At 29.3% G+C, this 19,989-nt stretch carries 20 protein-coding genes and 3 pseudogenes; 7 read left to right on the top strand and 16 right to left on the bottom strand.

Annotation, left to right across the window (positions count from 1 at the left end; translation table 11 throughout):
• Window positions 1-12: 12 nt before the first annotated feature.
• The 4 genes and pseudogenes from N5A56_RS03015 to N5A56_RS03000 all read right to left on the bottom strand — a co-directional run bounded on the left by N5A56_RS03015 (window position 13) and on the right by N5A56_RS03000 (window position 4,372).
• Window positions 13-723 carry a DUF4197 domain-containing protein gene (locus N5A56_RS03015; protein ID WP_265726663.1) on the bottom strand — a complete coding sequence of 237 codons (711 nt, stop codon included), beginning with the start codon at window positions 721-723 and terminating at the stop codon, window positions 13-15.
• A gap of 53 nt (window positions 724-776) precedes the next feature.
• Window positions 777-941 carry a C1orf53 family protein gene (locus N5A56_RS03010; protein WP_265726664.1) on the bottom strand — a complete coding sequence of 55 codons (165 nt, stop codon included), beginning with the start codon at window positions 939-941 and terminating at the stop codon, window positions 777-779.
• 24 nt (window positions 942-965) lie between these two features.
• Window positions 966-2,414, bottom strand: a complete 1,449-nt coding sequence (locus N5A56_RS03005; RefSeq protein WP_265726665.1) for a flavin-containing monooxygenase — start codon at window positions 2,412-2,414, stop codon at window positions 966-968.
• A gap of 45 nt (window positions 2,415-2,459) precedes the next feature.
• Window positions 2,460-4,372, bottom strand: a pseudogene (locus N5A56_RS03000) (CocE/NonD family hydrolase).
• Between the two features lie 107 nt (window positions 4,373-4,479).
• On the opposite strand from N5A56_RS03000, the gene N5A56_RS02995 reads away from it, so the two are divergent.
• Window positions 4,480-5,226 carry a DJ-1/PfpI family protein gene (locus tag N5A56_RS02995; protein WP_265726666.1) on the top strand — a complete coding sequence of 249 codons (747 nt, stop codon included), beginning with the start codon at window positions 4,480-4,482 and terminating at the stop codon, window positions 5,224-5,226.
• Between the two features lie 212 nt (window positions 5,227-5,438).
• Window positions 5,439-7,403, top strand: a complete 1,965-nt coding sequence (locus tag N5A56_RS02990) for a YgiQ family radical SAM protein (RefSeq protein ID WP_274270167.1) — start codon at window positions 5,439-5,441, stop codon at window positions 7,401-7,403.
• 2 nt (window positions 7,404-7,405) lie between these two features.
• Here N5A56_RS02990 and N5A56_RS02985 read toward each other — a convergent pair whose 3' ends face one another.
• The 11 genes and pseudogenes from N5A56_RS02985 to N5A56_RS02935 form a co-directional block, all read right to left on the bottom strand.
• On the bottom strand, window positions 7,406-7,768 hold the full coding sequence (locus tag N5A56_RS02985; RefSeq protein ID WP_265726668.1) for a hypothetical protein: 363 nt from the start codon (window positions 7,766-7,768) through the stop codon (window positions 7,406-7,408).
• Window positions 7,761-8,069 carry an exodeoxyribonuclease X C-terminal domain-containing protein gene (locus N5A56_RS02980; protein WP_265726669.1) on the bottom strand — a complete coding sequence of 103 codons (309 nt, stop codon included), beginning with the start codon at window positions 8,067-8,069 and terminating at the stop codon, window positions 7,761-7,763. The genes N5A56_RS02985 and N5A56_RS02980 overlap by 8 nt, the downstream gene beginning before the upstream one ends.
• Window positions 8,070-8,167: 98 nt before the next feature.
• On the bottom strand, window positions 8,168-9,361 hold the full coding sequence (locus tag N5A56_RS02975) for a BaiN/RdsA family NAD(P)/FAD-dependent oxidoreductase (protein WP_265726670.1): 1,194 nt from the start codon (window positions 9,359-9,361) through the stop codon (window positions 8,168-8,170).
• A 39-nt stretch (window positions 9,362-9,400) separates the two neighbouring features.
• Window positions 9,401-10,831 (bottom strand): annotated as a pseudogene (locus N5A56_RS02970) (FAD-dependent oxidoreductase).
• A complete protein-coding gene (locus N5A56_RS02965) occupies window positions 10,831-11,163 on the bottom strand; it encodes a hypothetical protein (protein ID WP_265726671.1) in 333 nt (110 codons plus the stop codon). Before N5A56_RS02965 ends, N5A56_RS02970 begins: the two are co-directional and overlap by 1 nt.
• A gap of 80 nt (window positions 11,164-11,243) precedes the next feature.
• The gene (locus N5A56_RS02960; RefSeq protein WP_265726672.1) at window positions 11,244-11,657 is read right to left on the bottom strand and encodes a class I SAM-dependent methyltransferase; all 414 of its coding nucleotides are present in this window, start codon (window positions 11,655-11,657) and stop codon (window positions 11,244-11,246) included.
• The gene (locus tag N5A56_RS02955) at window positions 11,641-11,823 is read right to left on the bottom strand and encodes a hypothetical protein (protein WP_265726673.1); all 183 of its coding nucleotides are present in this window, start codon (window positions 11,821-11,823) and stop codon (window positions 11,641-11,643) included. The genes N5A56_RS02960 and N5A56_RS02955 overlap by 17 nt, the downstream gene beginning before the upstream one ends.
• Before the next feature lie 123 nt (window positions 11,824-11,946).
• Entirely contained in the window at window positions 11,947-12,426 is a 480-nt protein-coding gene (locus N5A56_RS02950) for an HD domain-containing protein (protein WP_265726674.1), read from the bottom strand.
• 10 nt (window positions 12,427-12,436) lie between these two features.
• Complete coding sequence (locus N5A56_RS02945) at window positions 12,437-12,976, bottom strand: sigma-70 family RNA polymerase sigma factor (RefSeq protein ID WP_265726675.1); 540 nt, start codon at window positions 12,974-12,976, stop codon at window positions 12,437-12,439.
• A 222-nt stretch (window positions 12,977-13,198) separates the two neighbouring features.
• Window positions 13,199-13,552 carry a DUF3703 domain-containing protein gene (locus tag N5A56_RS02940; protein WP_265726676.1) on the bottom strand — a complete coding sequence of 118 codons (354 nt, stop codon included), beginning with the start codon at window positions 13,550-13,552 and terminating at the stop codon, window positions 13,199-13,201.
• A gap of 41 nt (window positions 13,553-13,593) precedes the next feature.
• Window positions 13,594-14,121: a hypothetical protein gene (locus tag N5A56_RS02935; RefSeq protein WP_265726677.1), complete on the bottom strand. Its 528-nt coding sequence runs from the start codon at window positions 14,119-14,121 to the stop codon at window positions 13,594-13,596.
• A gap of 103 nt (window positions 14,122-14,224) precedes the next feature.
• On the opposite strand from N5A56_RS02935, the gene N5A56_RS02930 reads away from it, so the two are divergent.
• The 5 genes from N5A56_RS02930 to N5A56_RS02910 are packed head-to-tail and all read left to right on the top strand — an operon-like array spanning window position 14,225 to window position 16,403.
• Window positions 14,225-14,728 (top strand): GbsR/MarR family transcriptional regulator, encoded by a 504-nt coding sequence (locus N5A56_RS02930; protein WP_265726678.1) that lies wholly within the window; start codon window positions 14,225-14,227, stop codon window positions 14,726-14,728.
• 38 nt (window positions 14,729-14,766) lie between these two features.
• Window positions 14,767-15,144 (top strand): hypothetical protein, encoded by a 378-nt coding sequence (locus N5A56_RS02925; RefSeq protein ID WP_265726679.1) that lies wholly within the window; start codon window positions 14,767-14,769, stop codon window positions 15,142-15,144.
• The gene (locus N5A56_RS02920; RefSeq protein WP_265726680.1) at window positions 15,141-15,491 is read left to right on the top strand and encodes a hypothetical protein; all 351 of its coding nucleotides are present in this window, start codon (window positions 15,141-15,143) and stop codon (window positions 15,489-15,491) included. The genes N5A56_RS02925 and N5A56_RS02920 overlap by 4 nt, the downstream gene beginning before the upstream one ends.
• Window positions 15,488-15,979, top strand: a complete 492-nt coding sequence (locus N5A56_RS02915; RefSeq protein ID WP_265726681.1) for a hypothetical protein — start codon at window positions 15,488-15,490, stop codon at window positions 15,977-15,979. The genes N5A56_RS02920 and N5A56_RS02915 overlap by 4 nt, the downstream gene beginning before the upstream one ends.
• A gap of 22 nt (window positions 15,980-16,001) precedes the next feature.
• Window positions 16,002-16,403 (top strand): hypothetical protein, encoded by a 402-nt coding sequence (locus N5A56_RS02910; RefSeq protein WP_265726682.1) that lies wholly within the window; start codon window positions 16,002-16,004, stop codon window positions 16,401-16,403.
• 115 nt (window positions 16,404-16,518) lie between these two features.
• Here the strand turns inward: N5A56_RS02910 and N5A56_RS02905 are convergent.
• Window positions 16,519-19,958 (bottom strand): annotated as a pseudogene (locus N5A56_RS02905) (methylmalonyl-CoA mutase family protein).
• Window positions 19,959-19,989 lie beyond the last annotated feature (31 nt).

Genomic DNA, 19,989 nt, shown 5'->3' with positions numbered 1-19,989 from the left:
TTTTTTTAATAATTACCTATTGTCTTGTAGTGCAAAAACTTGTTTTAAAAGTGCTGTATTTCTTAAACCAACTTTCTCTCTTATTCCTTTTTCTTCAGCAGTTATCATTGTAAAAACACCCTTTAAGGCTTGGTTAGTTACATAACCTGTTAAATCTGGATTTACCTTTTTTACAAATGGAATTCTGTTATATTTAGCAATTAAATTACTCCAAACTTTATCTGCTCCAACTTTAGAAAAAGATTTATTAATAACGGGACTAAAACTGTTATATAAACTTTCTGATGTTTTAGATTGTAAATAAGTAGTTGCCGCATTTTGTTCTCCTAATAAAATATTTTTAGCATCATTAAAAGTAATTTCTTTTACAGCATTAACAAAAATAGGTGTTGCAGTTTTTACAGCATCTTCTGCAGCTCTATTTAAAACCTTAATACCTTCATCTGCTAAATTACTTAAACCAATTTTACGTAGACCTTTGTCTACAGCTTGTAATTCTTCTGGTAATAAGATTTTAACTAATTTATTTCTATAAAAACCATCTTTAGAAGTAAGTTTAGATACTTGGTTTTTAATTCCATTATCTAAAGCTTGTCTTAATCCGTTTCCTATTTGTTCTTGAGATAAAGCTCCTCCACTAGGTAAACTATTAACTACTTTTTGTAATTCTGCACAACCCGTAAACTGTAAGGCAATTACTAAAACTAAAATTCTTTTTATCATTATATTTTTATTTATACTTTATAAGAAACTTTATATAATTAAAAGTCACACTTTTATTTAAAACTATCTGTTTTTTTATCATATCCATAAGGGCAATGTTTACAACCACTTTTGCAACAATAACCTCTTTTTAAATGAAATTTTTCTGTAAAAACTTTATACCCCTGTTCGTTAAGGTAAAAATCTTCTTTTTCTAGTTCTATTCTTGGTTTAAACATATTGCAAAAATAAGCGAATTAGCTCTATTTAAATATTACTCTTTTGTCTTTCACAGAATTTATTCTTAAAACTTTGTAATCTAAAATGTAATTTTGATACAATCTCCATGGAAATTTATCTCCTTGTTTTGGTAAAATATCCATTGCTCTATGAATATAGCCAGAATCTAAATTAATTAAAGGTAATTCACCAAGATTTTCTTCAATAACTTTAGATTTTATAGATTGATAGTTCTTTTTATCCATAAATTTTAAAACTCTAGAGATGTATTCGCTTGTTAAATCGCTTTTTAAAGTCCAAGAAGCATTTGTATACCCTGCAAAGACAAAAAAGTTAGGAAGTTCACTTAGCATTAATCCTTTATAAATAAATTGCTTTGTAATATCAAAAGATTGATTGTTTAAAGAAATTTTTGCACCTCCAAAAGGAAGCAATTTAAGACCTGTTGCACTTACAATAATATCAGCTTCAAGGGTTTCTCCAGATTTTAATTCGATACCATTTTCTGTAAACGTTTCAATTATTTCGGTTTTAACATCTGCTTTACCAGATTTAATTGCTTTAAAAAAATCGCCATCAGGAACCAAACAAAATCGTTGATCCCAAGGTTTGTAATTAGGGGTAAAATGTGGTTCTATTGGGAAATCTCCTAATACTTTTTTAATCCCTTTTAAAATAATTTTTTTCATTTTATTAGGATATTTTCTACATAAATTATAGAAAATCATATCGGCTAAAATATTTTTTGTTCTAATAGTTTTATGAGCTGCTTTGCTTGGTAATATTTTTTTAATGAATTTGGCAACTTTATCTTTATTCGGTAAGGCAGCAATATATGTGGGAGATCTTTGTAACATTGTTACTTTTTCAACTTCTTTTGCAATTTTTGGTACAATAGTAACAGCAGTTGCTCCACTACCAATAACTACCACTTTTTTATTCTTATAATCTAAGTTTTTATCCCATTTTTGAGGATGAATAAATATCCCCTTAAATTTATTTAAACCTTTAAAAATTGGGGTAAATCCATTGTCATAATCGTAATATCCACTAGCATTAAAAATGAATTGAGAAACGTAATTCTCTTCTTTTTTTGTCTTTGAATTTATTGTTTTAATAGTCCATAAATTTTGCTTTGTATCAAAATTATAAGAAACTACTTTCTGATTAAAAACAATTTTATCTTTTACTTTATATTCAATGGTAGCTTCATTTAGATACTTTAAAATTGATGGTGCATCAGCAAAAGATTTGTCATCATCCCAAGTTTTAAAAGAGTAGCCAAAAGTATACATATCAGAATCTGAACGAATTCCTGGGTATTTAAATAAACTCCAAGTTCCACCAATTTCTTCTCTTGCTTCTAGAATTAAGAAGTTTTTACCCGGATTTTTTCTTTTTAAATGACATGCAGCTCCAATACCAGATAAACCAGCTCCAATAATAATGATATCTGTTTGATTTGTACTCATACTCTGTTTTTACCTAATAGACTTTTAAATTTTTAAAAGATGCTTTTATTTTAATACAGAAAACTCGATACTAGAATCTGTAAAAATAGTATGAGTTTGAGTTTTAAAATCTTTTTCATCTGCTTTATAAATATTGTCTACATACGTTTGAGGATTTAAATCTATTAAAGGAAACCAAGTACTTTGCACCTGAATTTGTAGTTTATGGCCTTTTTTAAACGTGTGAAAAACATCTTGTAATTTGATGTTTACATCCGTTTTTTTATTAGGAGTAAAAGGTTCTGGTTTTTCAAAACTATTTCTAAAACGACCTCTTAAAACTTCGCTTCTTACCATTAAATGATAATTACTCATTTTTAAATGATTTTGTAATTTGTCATTGTTTTCTTCTGCATCTGCAGGATGTACATCTATAACTTTTACAATCCAATCTGCTGCAGAACCAGTTGTTGCAATTTTTAATTTTGCTAAAATATCTCCAGCTAGCGTATAATCTTCCGTTAACAAATCGGTTTCAAAAACTAAAACGTCTGGTCTTCTTGCAGCAAAACGTTGATCGTCGGTCATGTATTTACGCGGTGTAAAAACAGTTTTTATATCTTCTGAATAAGGAACAGGATTTTTTATATCGCTAATAAAAGATATCCTATTTATAGCTTTTTTTGATGAAGTTAATTCTTGGTTTTCAGACAAAAACCAATCTTGTTTTACTACATTTTGTGGTGGCCAAGATTCATAAGACTTCCATTTTTTTCTTCCAGAATCGAAAACATAGGCTTCTGGTAAACCAGAATTTTTATCACCTTTTCCTTTTAAGAAATGATTAAAAAATTTTGTTTCTATATTTTTTTGAAATTTTAAAGAAATAGAATCCCCAAAATAATAATTACCAACGGTGTTTCTTACTGTATTTCTTGCCCATTTGCCATGATCCCAAGGTCCAAAAACTAATGTATTGTAATTCTCTTTTCCGTTTTTTTCGATTCCTTTGTAGGTTTCTAAAGGTCCATATAAATCTTCTGCATCATAAAAACCACCAACAATCATAGTAGCTACAGAAGAAGGAACTTTGTTCATATGCTGAATAATTCCTTTGCTTTTCCATACAGAATCGTAATTTGGGTGTTCAACTATTTCTTTCCAAAAAAATCATCAATCTTATCTTTAGACGCAGTTGAATTTACATCTAATTTATCATACTGAAAATATTCGTTTAAATTTTTTAAAGGTCCTTTATCCAAGAAAAATTGATATTGATCTTGTGTGTTCATTTTAGGAAAAGAATACCATGCAGAATCTGTTGGAGTATCTTTAAAAGTTCCAAAAAGTGAAATTGCTCTAAAGTAACTTAATAAAAAGGCTCCATTATGATGAAAATCATCAAAGAAAAAATCGCCAATACAAGCTTGTGGAGAGGCAGCTTTTAAAGCAGGATGTGCATCAATTGCAGAAACTGTAGCATAATGACCAGGATAAGAAATTCCCCAAGTACCAACATTACCATTATTGTTTTCAACGTTTTTTACAAGCCAATCAATTGTGTCATAAGTATCAGAAACTTCGTCTGATTCATTTTCTTTTTTATTTGGTAAGTAAGCACGCATATTATCATAGACACCTTCACTCATCCATCTACCTCTAACATCTTGATAGACTACAATATTCCCTTCTTTCATTAAATGAATATTAGGGCTTATTTTAGTTTTCATTTTTCCTTCTCCATAAGGTGCAGAACTGTAGGGAGTTCTTTGCATTAAAATTGGGTATTCTTTACTGGTATCTTTTGGAGAATAAATTGTTGTGTGAAGTTTAACTCCATCTCTCATTTCAATATCTACTTCTTTTTTTGTGTAATTATCAATTACATACGTATCTTTTTTTTGATTATTTTTTATTGACGATTCACATGCAGAAAAAAGAAATAAACATGCAAAAAGTAATGAGAAAATTGTCTTCATATTGTTGGTTAAGTAGTTTTTATAAAATTACAAAAACAAAAAGAGTTTGTAAGAGAAAAAGACTGTTAAAATGATTTGGTTATTTTTATAGTTCAAAAATCAGCTTGATGAAAAAAATACTATTTCTAATATCTTTTATAATATTATCTAATTGTCAGATTAAAAACGAAAAAGAAAATAATGTAATTTCTAAAAATAAGTTAGATAAAAAAATCTTTCCGAAGATAGTTGAAGATAGATATAATGTTGCTTTTTTAATTATGGATGGTACTTTTAACACCGAGTTAACTGCTCCTTTTGATATTTTTCAGCATACAATATTTAGAAAAAATATTAAAGCAATGAATGTTTTTATGGTGGCAAATACCTATAAACCAATTTCTACTTTTGAAGGAATAAGAATTCTACCAGATTTTAACTATTTAAAAGATTCATTACCAAAAATTGATATTTTGGTGATTCCGAGTGCAGAACATCATTTAGATACAGATTTAGAAGATGAAACTATGATTAATTTTGTTAAGCAAGTAGATAAGGAAGCTTTGTATATAACCTCACATTGTGATGGTGCTTTTGTATTAGCAAAAGCAGGATTGTTAAAAGGTAAAATTTCTACAACTTTTCCTTCGGATATTGATGTAATGAGAAAAATGTTCCCAGAATTAGATGTTAGAAAAGATGTTTTATTTGTACACGATGGTAAATATATTACTTCTGCCGGTGGCGCTAAATCATTTGAAGCTGCATTGTATTTATGTGAGATCTTGTATGGAAAAAAAGTTGCTAATGCTTTAGCTGAAGGGTTAGTTATAGATTGGGATTTAAATACGGTTCCGCATTTAATTGTCGAATAATAATTAAAAAGACATGGGCTTTATGCTTACTAAAAGTTGGCAAAAATTTCTAACCCTGATTGAAACGGCATCCTTTTTATTGTCAGTTCGAGTGAATCTGTGATGTAAGAACAGATTTGTATCGAGAACAAAATAAAAAGATATAGTGTAAAGCAGGAAATAGCTTCCAATAAATATTTTAATCAATTAAAAATCTTGTATTTTTGCAAACTATGCAAGAAACTAAAAAACATCAATTAACCGATTGGTTACCAACTACAAACAAGGAAGTTAAAATTCGTGGTTGGGAAGAGTTAGATGTTATTTTATTTAGTGGAGATGCTTACGTAGATCATCCATCTTTTGGACCAGCAGTAATTGGTCGTATTTTAGAAAGTTATGGTTTACGTGTAGCAATTGTACCACAACCTAGTGTAAATGATAATTTACAAGATTTTGAAAAGTTAGGGAGACCTCGTTTATTTTTTGGTGTTACCGGCGGATGTATGGACCCTATGGTTTCTAATTACACAGCTAGTAAAAAAAGACGTGATAAAGATGCATATACGCCAAATGGAGATAAAGGATTTAGACCAGATTATGCAACTTCTGTATACTCTAAGATATTAAAAGAAAAATTTCCTGATGTACCAGTTTTAATTGGAGGAATTGAAGTTTCTTTAAGACGTGTAACACACTATGATTATTGGTCTGATAAATTGTTGCCTTCTATTTTAGAAACTTCTAAAGCTGATATGTTGGTGTACGGAATGGGAGAACAACCTTTACGTGAAATTGTAGAATTATTACAAAAAGGAGTGCCTTTTTCTAGTTTAAAAAATATAAAACAAACAGCAGTTTTTGTTAATCAAAGTCAAGAAAAATTACCAATTGTAAAAGGTTGGGAAGACGTAACAATAAACTCACACGAAGCTTGTTTAAAAGATAAAAAAACTTTTGCTTCTAACTTTAAAGTAATAGAGCAAGAGTCTAATAAATTAAAAGCACGTAGAGTGTTACAAGGAATTGGAGATAATACTTTGGTTATTAATCCGCCTTACCCAACAATGACAGAAAAGGAAATTGATGGTTCTTTCGATTTGCCTTACACAAGATTACCGCATCCAAAATATAATAAACGTGGACCGATACCTGCGTTTGAAATGATTAAATTTTCTATAAACATTCACAGAGGATGTTTTGGTGGTTGTAGTTTTTGTACAATTTCTGCTCATCAAGGAAAATTTATAGCAAGTAGAAGTCAAGAATCTGTTTTAAAAGAAATAGATAAAGTGGCAAACATGCCAGATTTTAAAGGGTATTTATCTGATATTGGTGGGCCTTCTGCTAATATGTATCAGATGAAAGGAAAAGTACAATCTATTTGTGATAAATGTGTTGCACCTAGTTGTATATCTCCAGTAATTTGTTCTAATTTAGATACGTCTCATAAACCTTTAACAGAATTATATCAGGCAGTTGATAAACATCCGAAGATAAAAAAATCTTTTATTGGAAGTGGAATTAGACATGATATGTTGGTGCCAGAATTTAATAAAAACGCTGATCCAAAAGAGCTAGATGCGTATACCGAAGAGGTAATGACAAAGCACGTTTCTGGTAGATTAAAAGTGGCGCCAGAACATACTTCTGATCCTGTTTTAAAGTTGATGCGTAAACCGTCTTTTAAGTATTTTCATATGTTTAAAGAACGTTTTGACAGAATAAATGTAAAGAAAAGATTGAATCTTCAATTGATTCCATATTTTATTTCTAGTCATCCTGCCAGTGAAGTAGAAGATATGGCAAATTTAGCAGCAGAAACCAAAGACATGGGCTTTCAGTTAGAACAAGTACAAGGTTTTACACCAACGCCAATGACAGTGGCAACGGTAATTTATTACTCTGGTTATCATCCATATACATTAAAACCTACAAAAACTCCAAAGACTAAAAAGGAGCGAGAAGACCAACATAAATTTTTCTTTTGGTATAAAAAAGAAAACAAAGATTGGATTCGTAATACTTTAAACAAAGTAGGAAGACAAGATTTACTAAAAGTTTTATTACCAGAAACAAATTCTTGGAAAAAGAACAAAAAAGCACAAGAAACTAAAAATACGTTTGATGATGCTGTACCTTTTAATAGAAGAAAGAAAAAAGTAAGTAGAAGTTCTTCTAAAAAGAGAAGAAGGTAATTTTATTTATTAATTTCGAATTCTGATTTTAATAAAAACAATCGAGAAGTTCCTAAAAGTAAGTCTAATTTATAATGATATAGTATAGAACCTTCCAACTTATGGTAATTTATTAAATCATTTTCAGAAATATTATTGTTTGCTTTAATCCAACAGATTTCAGCAATAAATTCATCATCAACACACAATTTATTTTTATTAATTATTTTTGTTATTTTTTTTATAGGGTGTATAATTTCAATGTATTCACCATTAATTTTAGTGTGCAAAGCTCTTTCAGAAACAGTAACTAAAGTATTTATTGACCCTTTTTCTTCAACAAATTTAAATAAAGGCTCTATTAATAATTCTTCAGATTCAACCATAGAAATTATTTTTTTGGTTATAAGTATCAATAATTATTTCATATTTAAGCTTTAATGAACTTTTAGCATCATCAGATAAATAAAAGCCAGGTTTTATATGTTTAATTTTTTCAATTACATGGTTACTGATACAAAAATCTTCAATTTTGATAATACACCAATTTAAATAACTATTTTCATCTCTTACCTTAACTAATTCATTTCCCCAAGGAACATAGTTTTCAATTTCAACAATTTCTTGTAAAGTTTTACCTTTATGTTTTCCAAAATTGAAAACTGTGTTTAGATTATATAATTTCAAAAATATTAATATTTTAAATTTAGTTTACTAACTTAATGAAAATCATTCTTATTTACAAAGTTAGTAGAAGTTCTTCTAAAAAGAGAAGAAGGTAATTTTTACAAGTTTTCTTTATTGTTCAAAAATTTTGCTAAGTAAACACCAATACTAGCGCAAGCTTGTAATAAATATCCTCCGGTAGGAGCGTCCCAATCTAGCATTTCGCCAATACAAAATTGATTGGGTATTTTTTTAAGCTCAAAATTTTTAGAAATGGCATTTCTATCGATTCCACCAACTGTAGAAATAGATTCATCTATTGTTGCAGTATCTAGAATTTCTAGTGGAAATTTTTTTATTTTTTCTGATAATAATTCTGTATTTAAATAAGACTCTTTAGATACATAGGTTTTTAGTAAGTCGATTTGAGATGTACTTAACTTTAGCTCTTTTTTTAAAATTTGAGTTGTGTTTTTATATATGGATGAAATTATCTTTGAATTTACTTTCTCTAAAGTTAATGAAGGTTTAAAATCGATAAAAATTGTTGCTTTAGAAACCGTTTTTAATTCTTCTCTAATTTGCGGACTTAAGCCATAAATAGCATTACCTTCTAAACCGAATTTAGTAATTACTACTTCTCCTTTTTGAACGTTATCATCACAATAAATAGCAATGTTTTTTAAAGGAGTACCTTCATGTTTTTGAATAAAATTAGTTTTCCAGTCTATTTGATTTGCACAATTTGAAGCCTCAAATAATTTTGTTTTAATTCCTTTTTTAGTAAAAGTATCTAGCCAACTTCCATCAGAACCTGTAATTTTCCAACTTCCTCCACCTAAAGAAAATACAGTGTAATCTGTTTGTATTGGTTTGTTGTTTATAATAGGATTATTATGTTGATCCCAATCAGAAAAAGCATGTTCATATTTAATAGTAATACCTTTTTCTTTTAATGCTTTTAAGATTGCATTTAAAACTTGAATCGGTTTAATTCCTTCTTCTGGATACACTCTTTTACTACTTCCAATATATGTTGGAATGCCAATTCCTTCTAGCCAATTTCTAAAATAGATATTTGTAAAATTAGTTAATGCATTCTCTAAAAAATCATTTGGAGTATAACGTTTTACAAGTTGCTCAATCGGTTCAGAATGCGTTAAGTTAAAACCACCTTTTCCTGCCACTAGAAATTTACGTCCAGAAGTTTTATTCTTTTCGTATATGGTGATTGCAAATTTATTAGCATCTAAAAATGAAGCCAATAATAAAGCTGAAGGTCCACCACCAATAACGGCAACTTGTTTTTTCATAAAACAAAAATAGTTGTTTTTTAAACTATGAGGTTCTTTTTATTCTCGATATTTTCCTCTAGGACCATTACCTTTATCAAGCACATTTTCAGAATGTAATAATTTTACAGCATCTGCAGAACTTTGTACTTTTGTAGCACTACGCGCTAACATTTCAGCTTCAAAAATATTTAAAACGCTTTCTCTTATTCCGTTTTCATGCCATTTAGAACTTTTTGCAATTTCTCTAGCTAAAGACAATGCATCTAATAATGCTTGATTTGCACCTTGTCCTTTAAAAGGGCTCATAGGATGTGCTGCATCACCAATAAGCGTAATTTTTTTCCTTTTTTTAATAACTCTGGTTGTAGTAATGCTCTATCATAAACTGGATAACCAGAAATTTGAGCTTCGTTTGTAGCGTTCATAATTTTCGGAATAGGTGAATGCCATTTAGTTCTTTTGCATGCTTCTTCCTTAAGTGCTTTTGTACCTTTAAGATTTAGTTTTTTTGCATCCTTTTCTGGTAACGGAAAACTAAGTTGCCACATAATTGATTCAGAATCATAAGGCATCATATAAATTCTTTCTGTACCATTTGCAGTTTGAAAAACTGTTGCTGAGTCTAACAAATCACTTTCAATATTTTTAAGGTTCTTTAAAGGACAAATACCTAAAATTACAATACAGCCTAAATATTGTAGCGGAGAAATTTGTTCACCAATAAGTTGTTTTCTTACCGTACTTCTAATTCCATCAGCTCCAACAATAAGATTTGCTTTTTCAGTTATGATTTTATCATTCACATTAAATTTTAACGTAACATTTTCGCTGTCTGTTTCATCAAAATTGATGAGTTGATGTCCCCATTTTACAGAGCTATCATCACCAAGTTGCTCAAGTAACTCTAAACGTAAAGATTGACGTGCAATATGTATGTTGGTTCTTTTGGGTGATTTTTTTTAACTGATCTTCCCCATTTTCTAATTCCCCATTCACCAATAATTTCACCATTTGTTGTGTGTACAACATGTTTAGTTGATGTTACTCCTTTCTCTAAAGAGGTAATTCCTAAACCTGCCATTGCTTTGCTAGCTTGTTGCAAAGTTAAACCGTAACCTTGAGATCTTTGGTTAAAACTATTATCTCGTTCATAAAGAGTATAAGGAATTCCGCGATGCAAACAAGCAACAGCCAATGCAACTCCACCAATTCCGCCACCAATAATAGCAACATGAGGGTATTTTTCTTTGTTTACTTTGGGTTTATTATTAGATTGAATTAATCCTGTACCGTTACAATTAGTACAAGTTTGTAAAAGTCTGATAGGTTTAATTGGTGCAGTTCCTTTTCCGTTTGATTTTTCAAAATTATCTAGTGCTTTTTGATAATCTAACCGTATTTTTTTCGAACACTCTTTCTCTTTTTGCCATTACCACTACAGTTTTGGCAAACATTCCAATAATTTTCTTTGTTTTCTAAATTCTCCACTATTTTTTTACTGCAATCATCATATGCGGACTAAAAGGCAATAAATACTCATCGTTTTGAGTAAGTGTTTGTAATACTTTTAACGTCTTAGATTTTTTCTTGTCTAACATATTAGCAAAATATTCATTGTCTAACCAAATCATTCCTTCAACTGCAAAAAGGTTTATAAAGTTGAGGTTTTGCTCTAAAAATTCTGCTTTTAAACCTTCTGGTTTATGATAAAAAGCATCCGCTAATAAAAAAGGAAAATCTTTAGGAGCATCATGAACACCTGTTGTTAATTCTTTTTTACACATATCAAAAAACGAATCGGCATGTATCATTCCGTTCATTAAACCAACAACTGTTGAAGCTGTTGCGTTAATTGCGAAACCTAAAATAATTCCGCCTTTTTTTAAGATTCTTTTAGCTTCTAAAATAGCTGTAACTCTATCTTCTCTTTTTGTAAATGATATAATGGACCATGTAAAATTACTAAATCTGCAGAATTGTCTTTAAAAGGTAGTTTTTTAGCTTCACCCATAGCAACAGAAAAAGGGTTCTTTAATTTTTTGGCTCTATTTTCTGCGAGTTTAATATGTTTTAAAACAGGTTCTATTAAATGAACTGTATGCTTGTTTTTTGCTAACCATTCAGAGTATTTACCTGTTCCGCCACCAACATCAATAATTGTACTATTTGGTTTAGAAATATGTTGTTGAATAAGATCTTTTATGCGCTCAAATTCAAATATCCCCATTCCTTTTTCAAGTCTGGTTTCTTCAGAGGCTTTGTTATAAAAGTCGTTTAATTCTTTGCTAATTAATTTTTTATTTCTCTCTTTCATTACCTAGTCTATCCATTTTACAACCACAATTTTTACACGTATTTCCTCCCCAAAGAATTTCTGTCCAACCTTTAGGTTTTCTAATTTTTGGTTGTTCTTCATTGCATTTAGGACAATGAATTATTTTTAGGTTTATTTTAAGTTTGTTGTGTTTAAAAATACTCATTGTTTAAAAGGCAGTTTTAACAAATGTAGTAGTATTCTTAATAAAATCAAATGATAGTTATAAACTTTAGAATTTATTTCTTCATCATTGGTAAAGGGTTGAAAGGATGCAGAAATAAATTTTTTAAGATTTTTTTAAAATTAAACTTCTAAAACCTAGCATAGGATAGTTTTCATAATTCTTTTTCAATACTTCTGAATAGACACCAAAATCTTTCTTTCCTCTTGTGATATCTATGAAATCTGCTCTTCTAAAACTTTCTACATTATCAGAATATTTGCCTTTGTAAACACTTCTTTTATGATGCATATCAATAATTAAACTGATTTCATCTGTCCATTTTTCTAAATTATTTTCAGTTAAATATTTTTTTGCAGTCTTTATTGAAGGTTCTAAATAATCAAATGTTTTTGCTGTCCATATGCCAATATCATGATGCCCTGCAGCAATTGCAATTTTTTCGATATCATCTTTTTCAACTTTTCTTTTTAATTTTAAAGTTAAAAAGGATATTCTGTGAACATGATTTTTATATGCTAAATAGTCTTTACCTATTATACTTTTGTAGGGTGAAATTATTTTTTCTATTAGCTGATTCATCATTTAATAATACTTAATTACAAACCTTACAATCATCTTTTTCTTGAATTTCACCAACAAGATTTCCATTATCATTCATAACAAATCCACAACAATCCATAAAACCTTGTGCAATTAACTTTCTTGCTCTTTGAATTTGAGATTTTGTAGTTGGTAAACTTTGTTTTAATTGATTTGCAACTTCTTGCTGTTTTAAGCCTTTTATGTCTGATAAAAATAAAGGATCTCTATATTTTTTAGGTAAGTTTTTTAAGATACCACGTAAACAATCTTTTTCGGTATGTAAGTTTTCAGAGATTTCTGTTTCAGTTTCAAAATTAGAGATTTCAAAAGTTTGATTTGTAGACTTCCAATAATCTAAAATAGAATTTCTTGCAACAGTAAAACACCAAGATTTTAATTTAGTGATGTCTTTTAAAGTATGAAGTTTTGTATGGATTTTAATAAAAGTATCCTGCAAAATATCATCAGTAATAGTAACATCTTTTACTTTACTGATGATAAATCGTTTTAAATCTGCAGAATAAGAAGTCCAAACTTGTTTTGTAGTCATAGAATTTTATTAAAATTCGTTAAACTGAACTTGTTTCAGTTTCTTTTTATAAGTTATTGAAACAAGTTCAATATAAATTAACAATTACAATTGTTGCAAGTACAGTTTGTGCAAGTGCAGTTTTTACATTCTCCAGTTTTACAACCTTCACAATTACAAGTACACTCGTTTTTATATTTCATAATATTCGTTTTAAAGTTCATTTAATAGACAGTAAAACCTTTAAAAAGATGCATTAAATTTAAAATATTTTTTTAATTCTTTTCTAATAGGCATTTTTTTGATGGGAGAAACATTTGTACCACCTGTATTTCCTTTTGGAACCCAAATTAATGTAAAAAGGAGAGAAGCTATAATTCTAATAACTTGCCCAATAATTTCTTTACTTTTTTTAGATTTCATGGCATAAATTAACATCCAATAATGACTGATTGTATGTCTAATTAAATGTTTTTGCCCTAAAATATGTGCATTTTCTAAATGATAAAAAGAGGCTTCAAAATTGTGTAGTTTTAAAGCTTTCTTACCTAGTTTTAGTTGATAATAAAATGCTGTTTTTAAATCTTGATTGCTCATCTTGTTTTAAAAATAGACAATATTTCATCAAAAAAGATGCATTATTTAGATCTTGATCCTACAAATTGATCAGATTTTACTTTAAATAAAACATTAAAAGTGGTTAAACTTCCATAAATTCTGGTAATGTATTGCTGTAAATCAATTTTATCTTGATCATCTAAAGTTTTACTAGCATTAATTTTTTGCTCCATTACTCTAATTTTGTCTCTAACCATTACAATTTTATGAAAAAATGTATCAATTGGTATTTCTTTATCAGCTAAATTAGAGTCTTCAGGTCTAAAAATAAGAGTTCCTTTTTTCCATTTATCTGCAATAGGAGAAATCTCTGTAACATCAGACCATTTTTGCAATAGGTTTTTTAAAGATTTTTCTACCTCATAAAAACTAATAGTATCTACTTCGTCTTCAACGGCTTCTATCACTTCAAATTCGCTATCGATATCTATAGTTTCTAATCCGTCTTTTATAAAAGTTACCCAATAATGTTTATTTGTAACATTGGTAACAACACCTAATCCAAGTTCTGAATGCTCAATTCTAGAGCCTATTCCTAATAATTTCATTTTTAATTAATTTTATTGGAAGATAATACATCTATCAATTATAATAAATTATTTTATTTTCAGTAATTATTGAAAGTTTAAAAAGATATTGTATATTTGCTGTATGAAATTAGATGAGGCAAAATTAAAATACATTCATACTTGGGGAAGTTTAGCAACTTCTTGGGGTATTAATAAAACAATGGCACAAGTACATGCGTTGTTATTAGTTTCTACAAAGCCTCTTTCTGCGGAAGATATTATGGAAACTTTACAAATTTCTAGAGGAAATGTAAACATGAATGTGAGAGCTTTAATAGATTGGGGAATTGTAAATAAAGAATTTGTAGTTGGTGAGCGTAAGGAGTTTTTTATTGCTGATAAAGATATTTGGGAATTGTTTAAACAAATTACCAAAGAGCGTAAGAAAAGAGAAATTGAACCTGTTTTAAAAGTATTAGAAGAGTTGCAACAAGTTGATGATAATTCTGATGAAGCTCAACAATTTAAACAAGTTCTTGGAGATTTATCTAAGGTAACAAATACTGTAAATAATATTTTAGATAAAGCTATAAAAGCAGATGAACATTGGTTATTATCCAACTTTACCAAAGCAATAAAAAAGTAAAAAAATTTGATTATAAACTTTCAATAATTTCTGAAACTATGAAAAATACGATTAAAATATCAAACTGGATTAACAGATTAATAATGCTACCTTTTGTATTAGTCTTATTGATTTCAATTATACAAAATGAAATTTTTGTTTATGCATTGTATATCGCTTTTGTATTAGGTATTTATCAATTAGTATCATTTTTAATTTCTCTTATATTTTTAAAAAGATATAAATTGAATAGAAAAAAAGAAATTGCAACCTACATAAGTATAGTTGGATTTTATTTTCTAATAGGTTTTATGATTTCTAGCAATTATAATGATGGAGGAAAAAGCATCCCTTTAATAATTCTTTTAGTTTCTATACCTATTTTACTATCCATTTTTTGGACATACATATTAGAATCAATTAATAAAGAATTATGAACCAAATAACTTACATATGCTATATTTTAATATCGAGTACAATTGTAATTCTAGTAGGAAATTGGTGTTATAAAAACGGAAAAGTTTACATCTTAAGTTACTTCCCAAATGAAATTAATTTTGGCAACGGAATTAATAAATTATTAAGAATTGCTTACTATTTATTAAACCTTGGTTTAGCAGTTTGGAGTTTACACTTCATGAGAGAAATTGATACATCAACAGAAATGATTTTAGAAATTTCAACAAGGTTAAGTTACATTTTACTCATAATTGCAAGTTTACATTTTATCAATATTTATAATGTGTATTTAATTCATAAACATTTTAAAAGTCAAACAAAATGAAGATTAATTTAGAAGAAAATTGGCAAAAAATAAGAAGACATTTTAGCAAATCTTTTGGTGCAAATATGCATGTTTCTATAGCATCAGTTAATGAAGAAAATCAGCCAACAGTTACTCCAATTGGTTCTTTGTTTTTAAATGATGATTTAACTGGGTTTTATTTTGAAAAGTTTGCAACAAAACTAAATGTAAATTCAAAAGTAAATAAAAATATTTGTGTTTTAGCAGTAAATAGTAGCAAATTGTTGTGGTTTAAATCGTTGTTTAAAATGAATTTTTCTGAATATCCTGCAATTAAATTATATGGAGAATTGGGTGTTAAAAGAGAAGCAACTAAAAAAGAATCTAGGGTTTTTCAAAGAAGAATAAGGCAAACTAAAATGTTGAAAGGAAGTAAATATTTATGGCAAGATATGAGTTTGGTTAGAGAAATTAAATTTACAAAAGGAGAGAAAATCAACTTAGGAAAAATGACTAAGGAATTATAAGTTAATCTTAAAATCAGTAATTATGAACACTTCATTAGAATTAATTGCGTACATCATTTATTTACCAATTGCAATCGGTTTAACAACTTTGGTATCTCAACATTTATTTACAAATAGTAAAATTTTTATGTTAGATATTTTTCATCAGAAAGTAGAAATTGCAATGGCAACAAATAAGCTTTTTAAAATAGGATTTTACCTATTAAATATTGGTTTTGCATTAAGAATTATTAAAATTTCTGGTCTGCTAGAATATAAAGATTTAGTTGAGGTTTTAAGTAGTAAAATTGGCGGATTTTCTATCTATTTAGGGGTTGTAATGATTCTTTTTATCCTTTTCTTTTTAAAGGGTAGAAAAGCAAGTAAAGAGAATAATTTGAAGATGAAAAAACAAGAAAACTTACTAAAAAAAGATTATTCTTAAAAAAAACAAAACCCACTCAATTTGAGTGGGTTTTTAATTTATTGAGATTCCTGTCTTTACAAGAATAAGCGATTCGTAAAGTTTTTTAAAAATAAAAAAAACTTGCTCTCTCTGCTTACATATTCCTTCTATACTGTCCGCCAACTTTAAATAACGCTTCCGTAATTTGTCCTAAAGAACAGAACTTTGTTGCTTCCATTAATTTGTCAAATAAGTTTTCATTCTGAATTGCTGCTTCTTGTAAAATTGCAATTTGAGCAGCTACTTTATCAGGATTTGCTTTGTTTAAGTTTTCTTTTGTTTGAATTTGGAATTGCTTTTCTTCTTCAGTAGCTCTAATAACTTCCGCAGGTTGAACCGTTGGAGAACCTTTAGAACTTAAGAAGGTGTTTACACCAATAATTGGAAATTCTCCTGTATGTTTTAACGTCTCATAATACAAACTTTCTTCTTGTATTTTAGAACGCTGATACATGGTTTCCATTGCGCCTAAAACACCGCCACGTTCTGTAATTCTGTCGAATTCCATCAACACAGCTTCTTCTACTAAATCGGTTAATTCTTCAATAATAAATGAACCTTGTATCGGGTTTTCATTCTTTGTCAATCCTAATTCTTTGTTGATAATCAACTGAATTGCCATTGCTCTTCTTACAGATTCTTCCGTTGGCGTTGTAATTGCTTCATCATACGCGTTTGTATGTAAAGAATTACAGTTGTCGTTGATTGCGTATAACGCTTGCAACGTAGTTCTAATATCATTAAAATCAATTTCCTGAGCGTGTAAAGAGCGTCCAGAAGTCTGAATATGATACTTTAACATTTGTGCTCTCGGATTTGCACCGTATTTATTTTTCATGGCTTTTGCCCAAATTTTACGAGCAACTCTACCAATTACTGAATATTCTGGATCAATTCCGTTTGAGAAAAAGAACGATAAATTCGGCCCGAATTTATTAATATCCATTCCTCTTGATAAATAATATTCAACATAGGTAAATCCGTTTGATAATGTCAAAGCCAATTGTGTAATAGGATTTGCACCCGCTTCTGCAATATGATATCCAGAAATAGAAACCGAATAAAAATTTCGAACTTGTTTTTCGATGAAATATTCTTGAACATCACCCATTAAACGCAACGCGAATTCTGTAGAAAAAATACACGTATTTTGGGCTTGATCTTCCTTTAAAATATCCGCTTGTACCGTTCCTCTAACTTGTGCAAGTGTTGTTTTTTTGATTTCTGAATAAACTTCAGCAGGTAAAACTAAATCACCTGTTAATCCTAAAAGCATTAATCCTAAACCGTCATTTCCTTCTGGTAAATCTCCTTGGTATGTTGGTCTATCTAATCCTTTTGAATCGTAAATTTCTTTAAATTTCGCCTCAACTTGTTTTTCTAACTTGTTTTCTTTGATGTATTTCTCACAATTCTGATCGATTGCCGCATTCATAAAGAAACCTAACAGCATTGGCGCAGGACCATTAATTGTCATAGAAACCGATGTCATGGCATGACTTAAATCGAAACCAGAATATAATTTTTTAGCATCATCCAAACAGCAAATTGAAACTCCTGCGTTTCCAATTTTACCGTAAATATCGGGTCTTTCTCCAGGATCGTTTCCGTATAAAGTAACTGAGTCGAAAGCGGTTGATAAACGCTTTGCATCCATTCCTAAACTTACATAATGAAAACGTCTGTTGGTTCTTTCGGGACCACCTTCACCAGCAAACATTCTTGTTGGTCTTCACCAGTTCTTTTAAACGGATATAATCCAGATGCAAATGGAAATTCACCAGGAACATTTTCTTGTAAGTTCCATCGTAATAAATCTCCCCAAGCTTTGTATTTTGGTAATGCTACTTTAGGTATTTGAGAATGTGAAAGCGATTCTGAATGTGTTTCTATGTTAATCTCTTTATCACGAACTTTAAATGTGTAAATAGGATTTTTATATTTAGCTACTTTATCGTTCCAGTTTAAAATAACTTCCCAATTGTGTGGATCTAAATTTAATTTTACTTTTTCGAATTGTGCAATCAACAATTTAGCAAATTGTTGATTGTCATCCTGAACTTGTTTCAGGATTTCTTCATTATCTAATCCGTTTTTAGAAATGAAAGATTCCTTCACTTCGTTCGGAATGACAGATAAAATTGTTTGATGAATTCCATATAATTTTTGAGCAACAATAACTTGATCGTCAACTTTTTTGTCGTAAGCTCTATTGCTTTCAGATATTTCTGATAAATAACGAACTCTACTTGGCGGAATTACAAATATCTTTTCAGACATTTCTTTGGTAATTTCCATGCTCGTTTTTAAATCTGCATTGGTTTTTTCAACCAATTTATCCATAATGCGTTTGTACAACGTATTCATTCCTGGATCGTTAAATTGCGACGCGATAGTTCCAAAAACAGGCATATCATCCATATGAACATCCCATAAATTGTTATTGCGCATGTATTGCTTTTTTACATCGCGAATGGCGTCTAAAGCACCTCTTTTATCAAATTTATTGATGGCAACTAAATCAGCAAAATCTAACATATCGATTTTCTCTAATTGTGTTGCCGCTCCAAATTCAGGAGTCATTACATATAAAGAAGTATCAGAATGCTCTATAATTTCAGTGTCCGATTGTCCAATACCAGAAGTTTCTAAAATAATTAAATCGTATTCAGCAGCTTTTAAAACTTGTACCGCTTCGTTTACATATTTAGATAATGCCAAATTAGATTGACGTGTTGCTAAAGAACGCATATAAACACGCTCGTTATTAATAGCATTCATTCTAATTCTATCACCTAAAAGTGCGCCGCCCGTTTTTCTTTTTGAAGGATCTACAGAAATTAAACCAATAGTTTTTCCTGGAAAATCAATTAAAAACCTACGAACTAATTCATCAACTAAAGAAGATTTTCCTGCGCCACCAGTTCCAGTAATTCCTAAAACAGGCGTTTTAGAATTTTTATTTTTTTCGTGAATTGCATCTAAAGTTTCTTTGGCAACTTCAGGAAAATTTTCCGCAGAAGAAATAGTTCTTGCAATGCTTCCAATTTCTTTTTTTGCTAAATCTTCAATTTTTACGTTTAGTTTATCTCCAACAGCAAAATCAGATTGTTGTACCAAATCATTAATCATTCCTTGTAAACCAAGTTCACGGCCATCATCTGGAGAGTAAATTCGCGTAATTCCATAATCCATCAATTCCTTAATTTCTTCAGGAAGAATTACGCCGCCACCGCCGCCAAAAATCTTGATGTGCGAAGCACCTTTTTCCTTTAGCAAATCATACATGTATTTAAAGTATTCGTTATGACCTCCTTGGTAAGATGTCATTGCAATAGCATTTGCATCTTCTTGGATTGCGCAGTTTACCACTTCTTCAACAGATCTATCATGTCCAAGATGAATTACTTCAACTCCGGTAGATTGAATAATACGTCGCATAATATTTATGGCGGCATCATGTCCGTCAAAAAGCGAAGCTGCAGTTACAATTCTAACTTTGTATGTTGGTTTATAAGGTGTAATTTGTTCCATTCGTAAAATTTATAGAAAATTGATGTCGCAA

This window comes from Polaribacter ponticola, assembly GCF_026191475.2.
In the GTDB taxonomy this organism is placed as follows: domain Bacteria; phylum Bacteroidota; class Bacteroidia; order Flavobacteriales; family Flavobacteriaceae; genus Polaribacter; species Polaribacter ponticola.
Note: the sequence above shows the minus strand (reverse complement) of the source record. Positions and strands in the feature narration are given on the sequence as shown.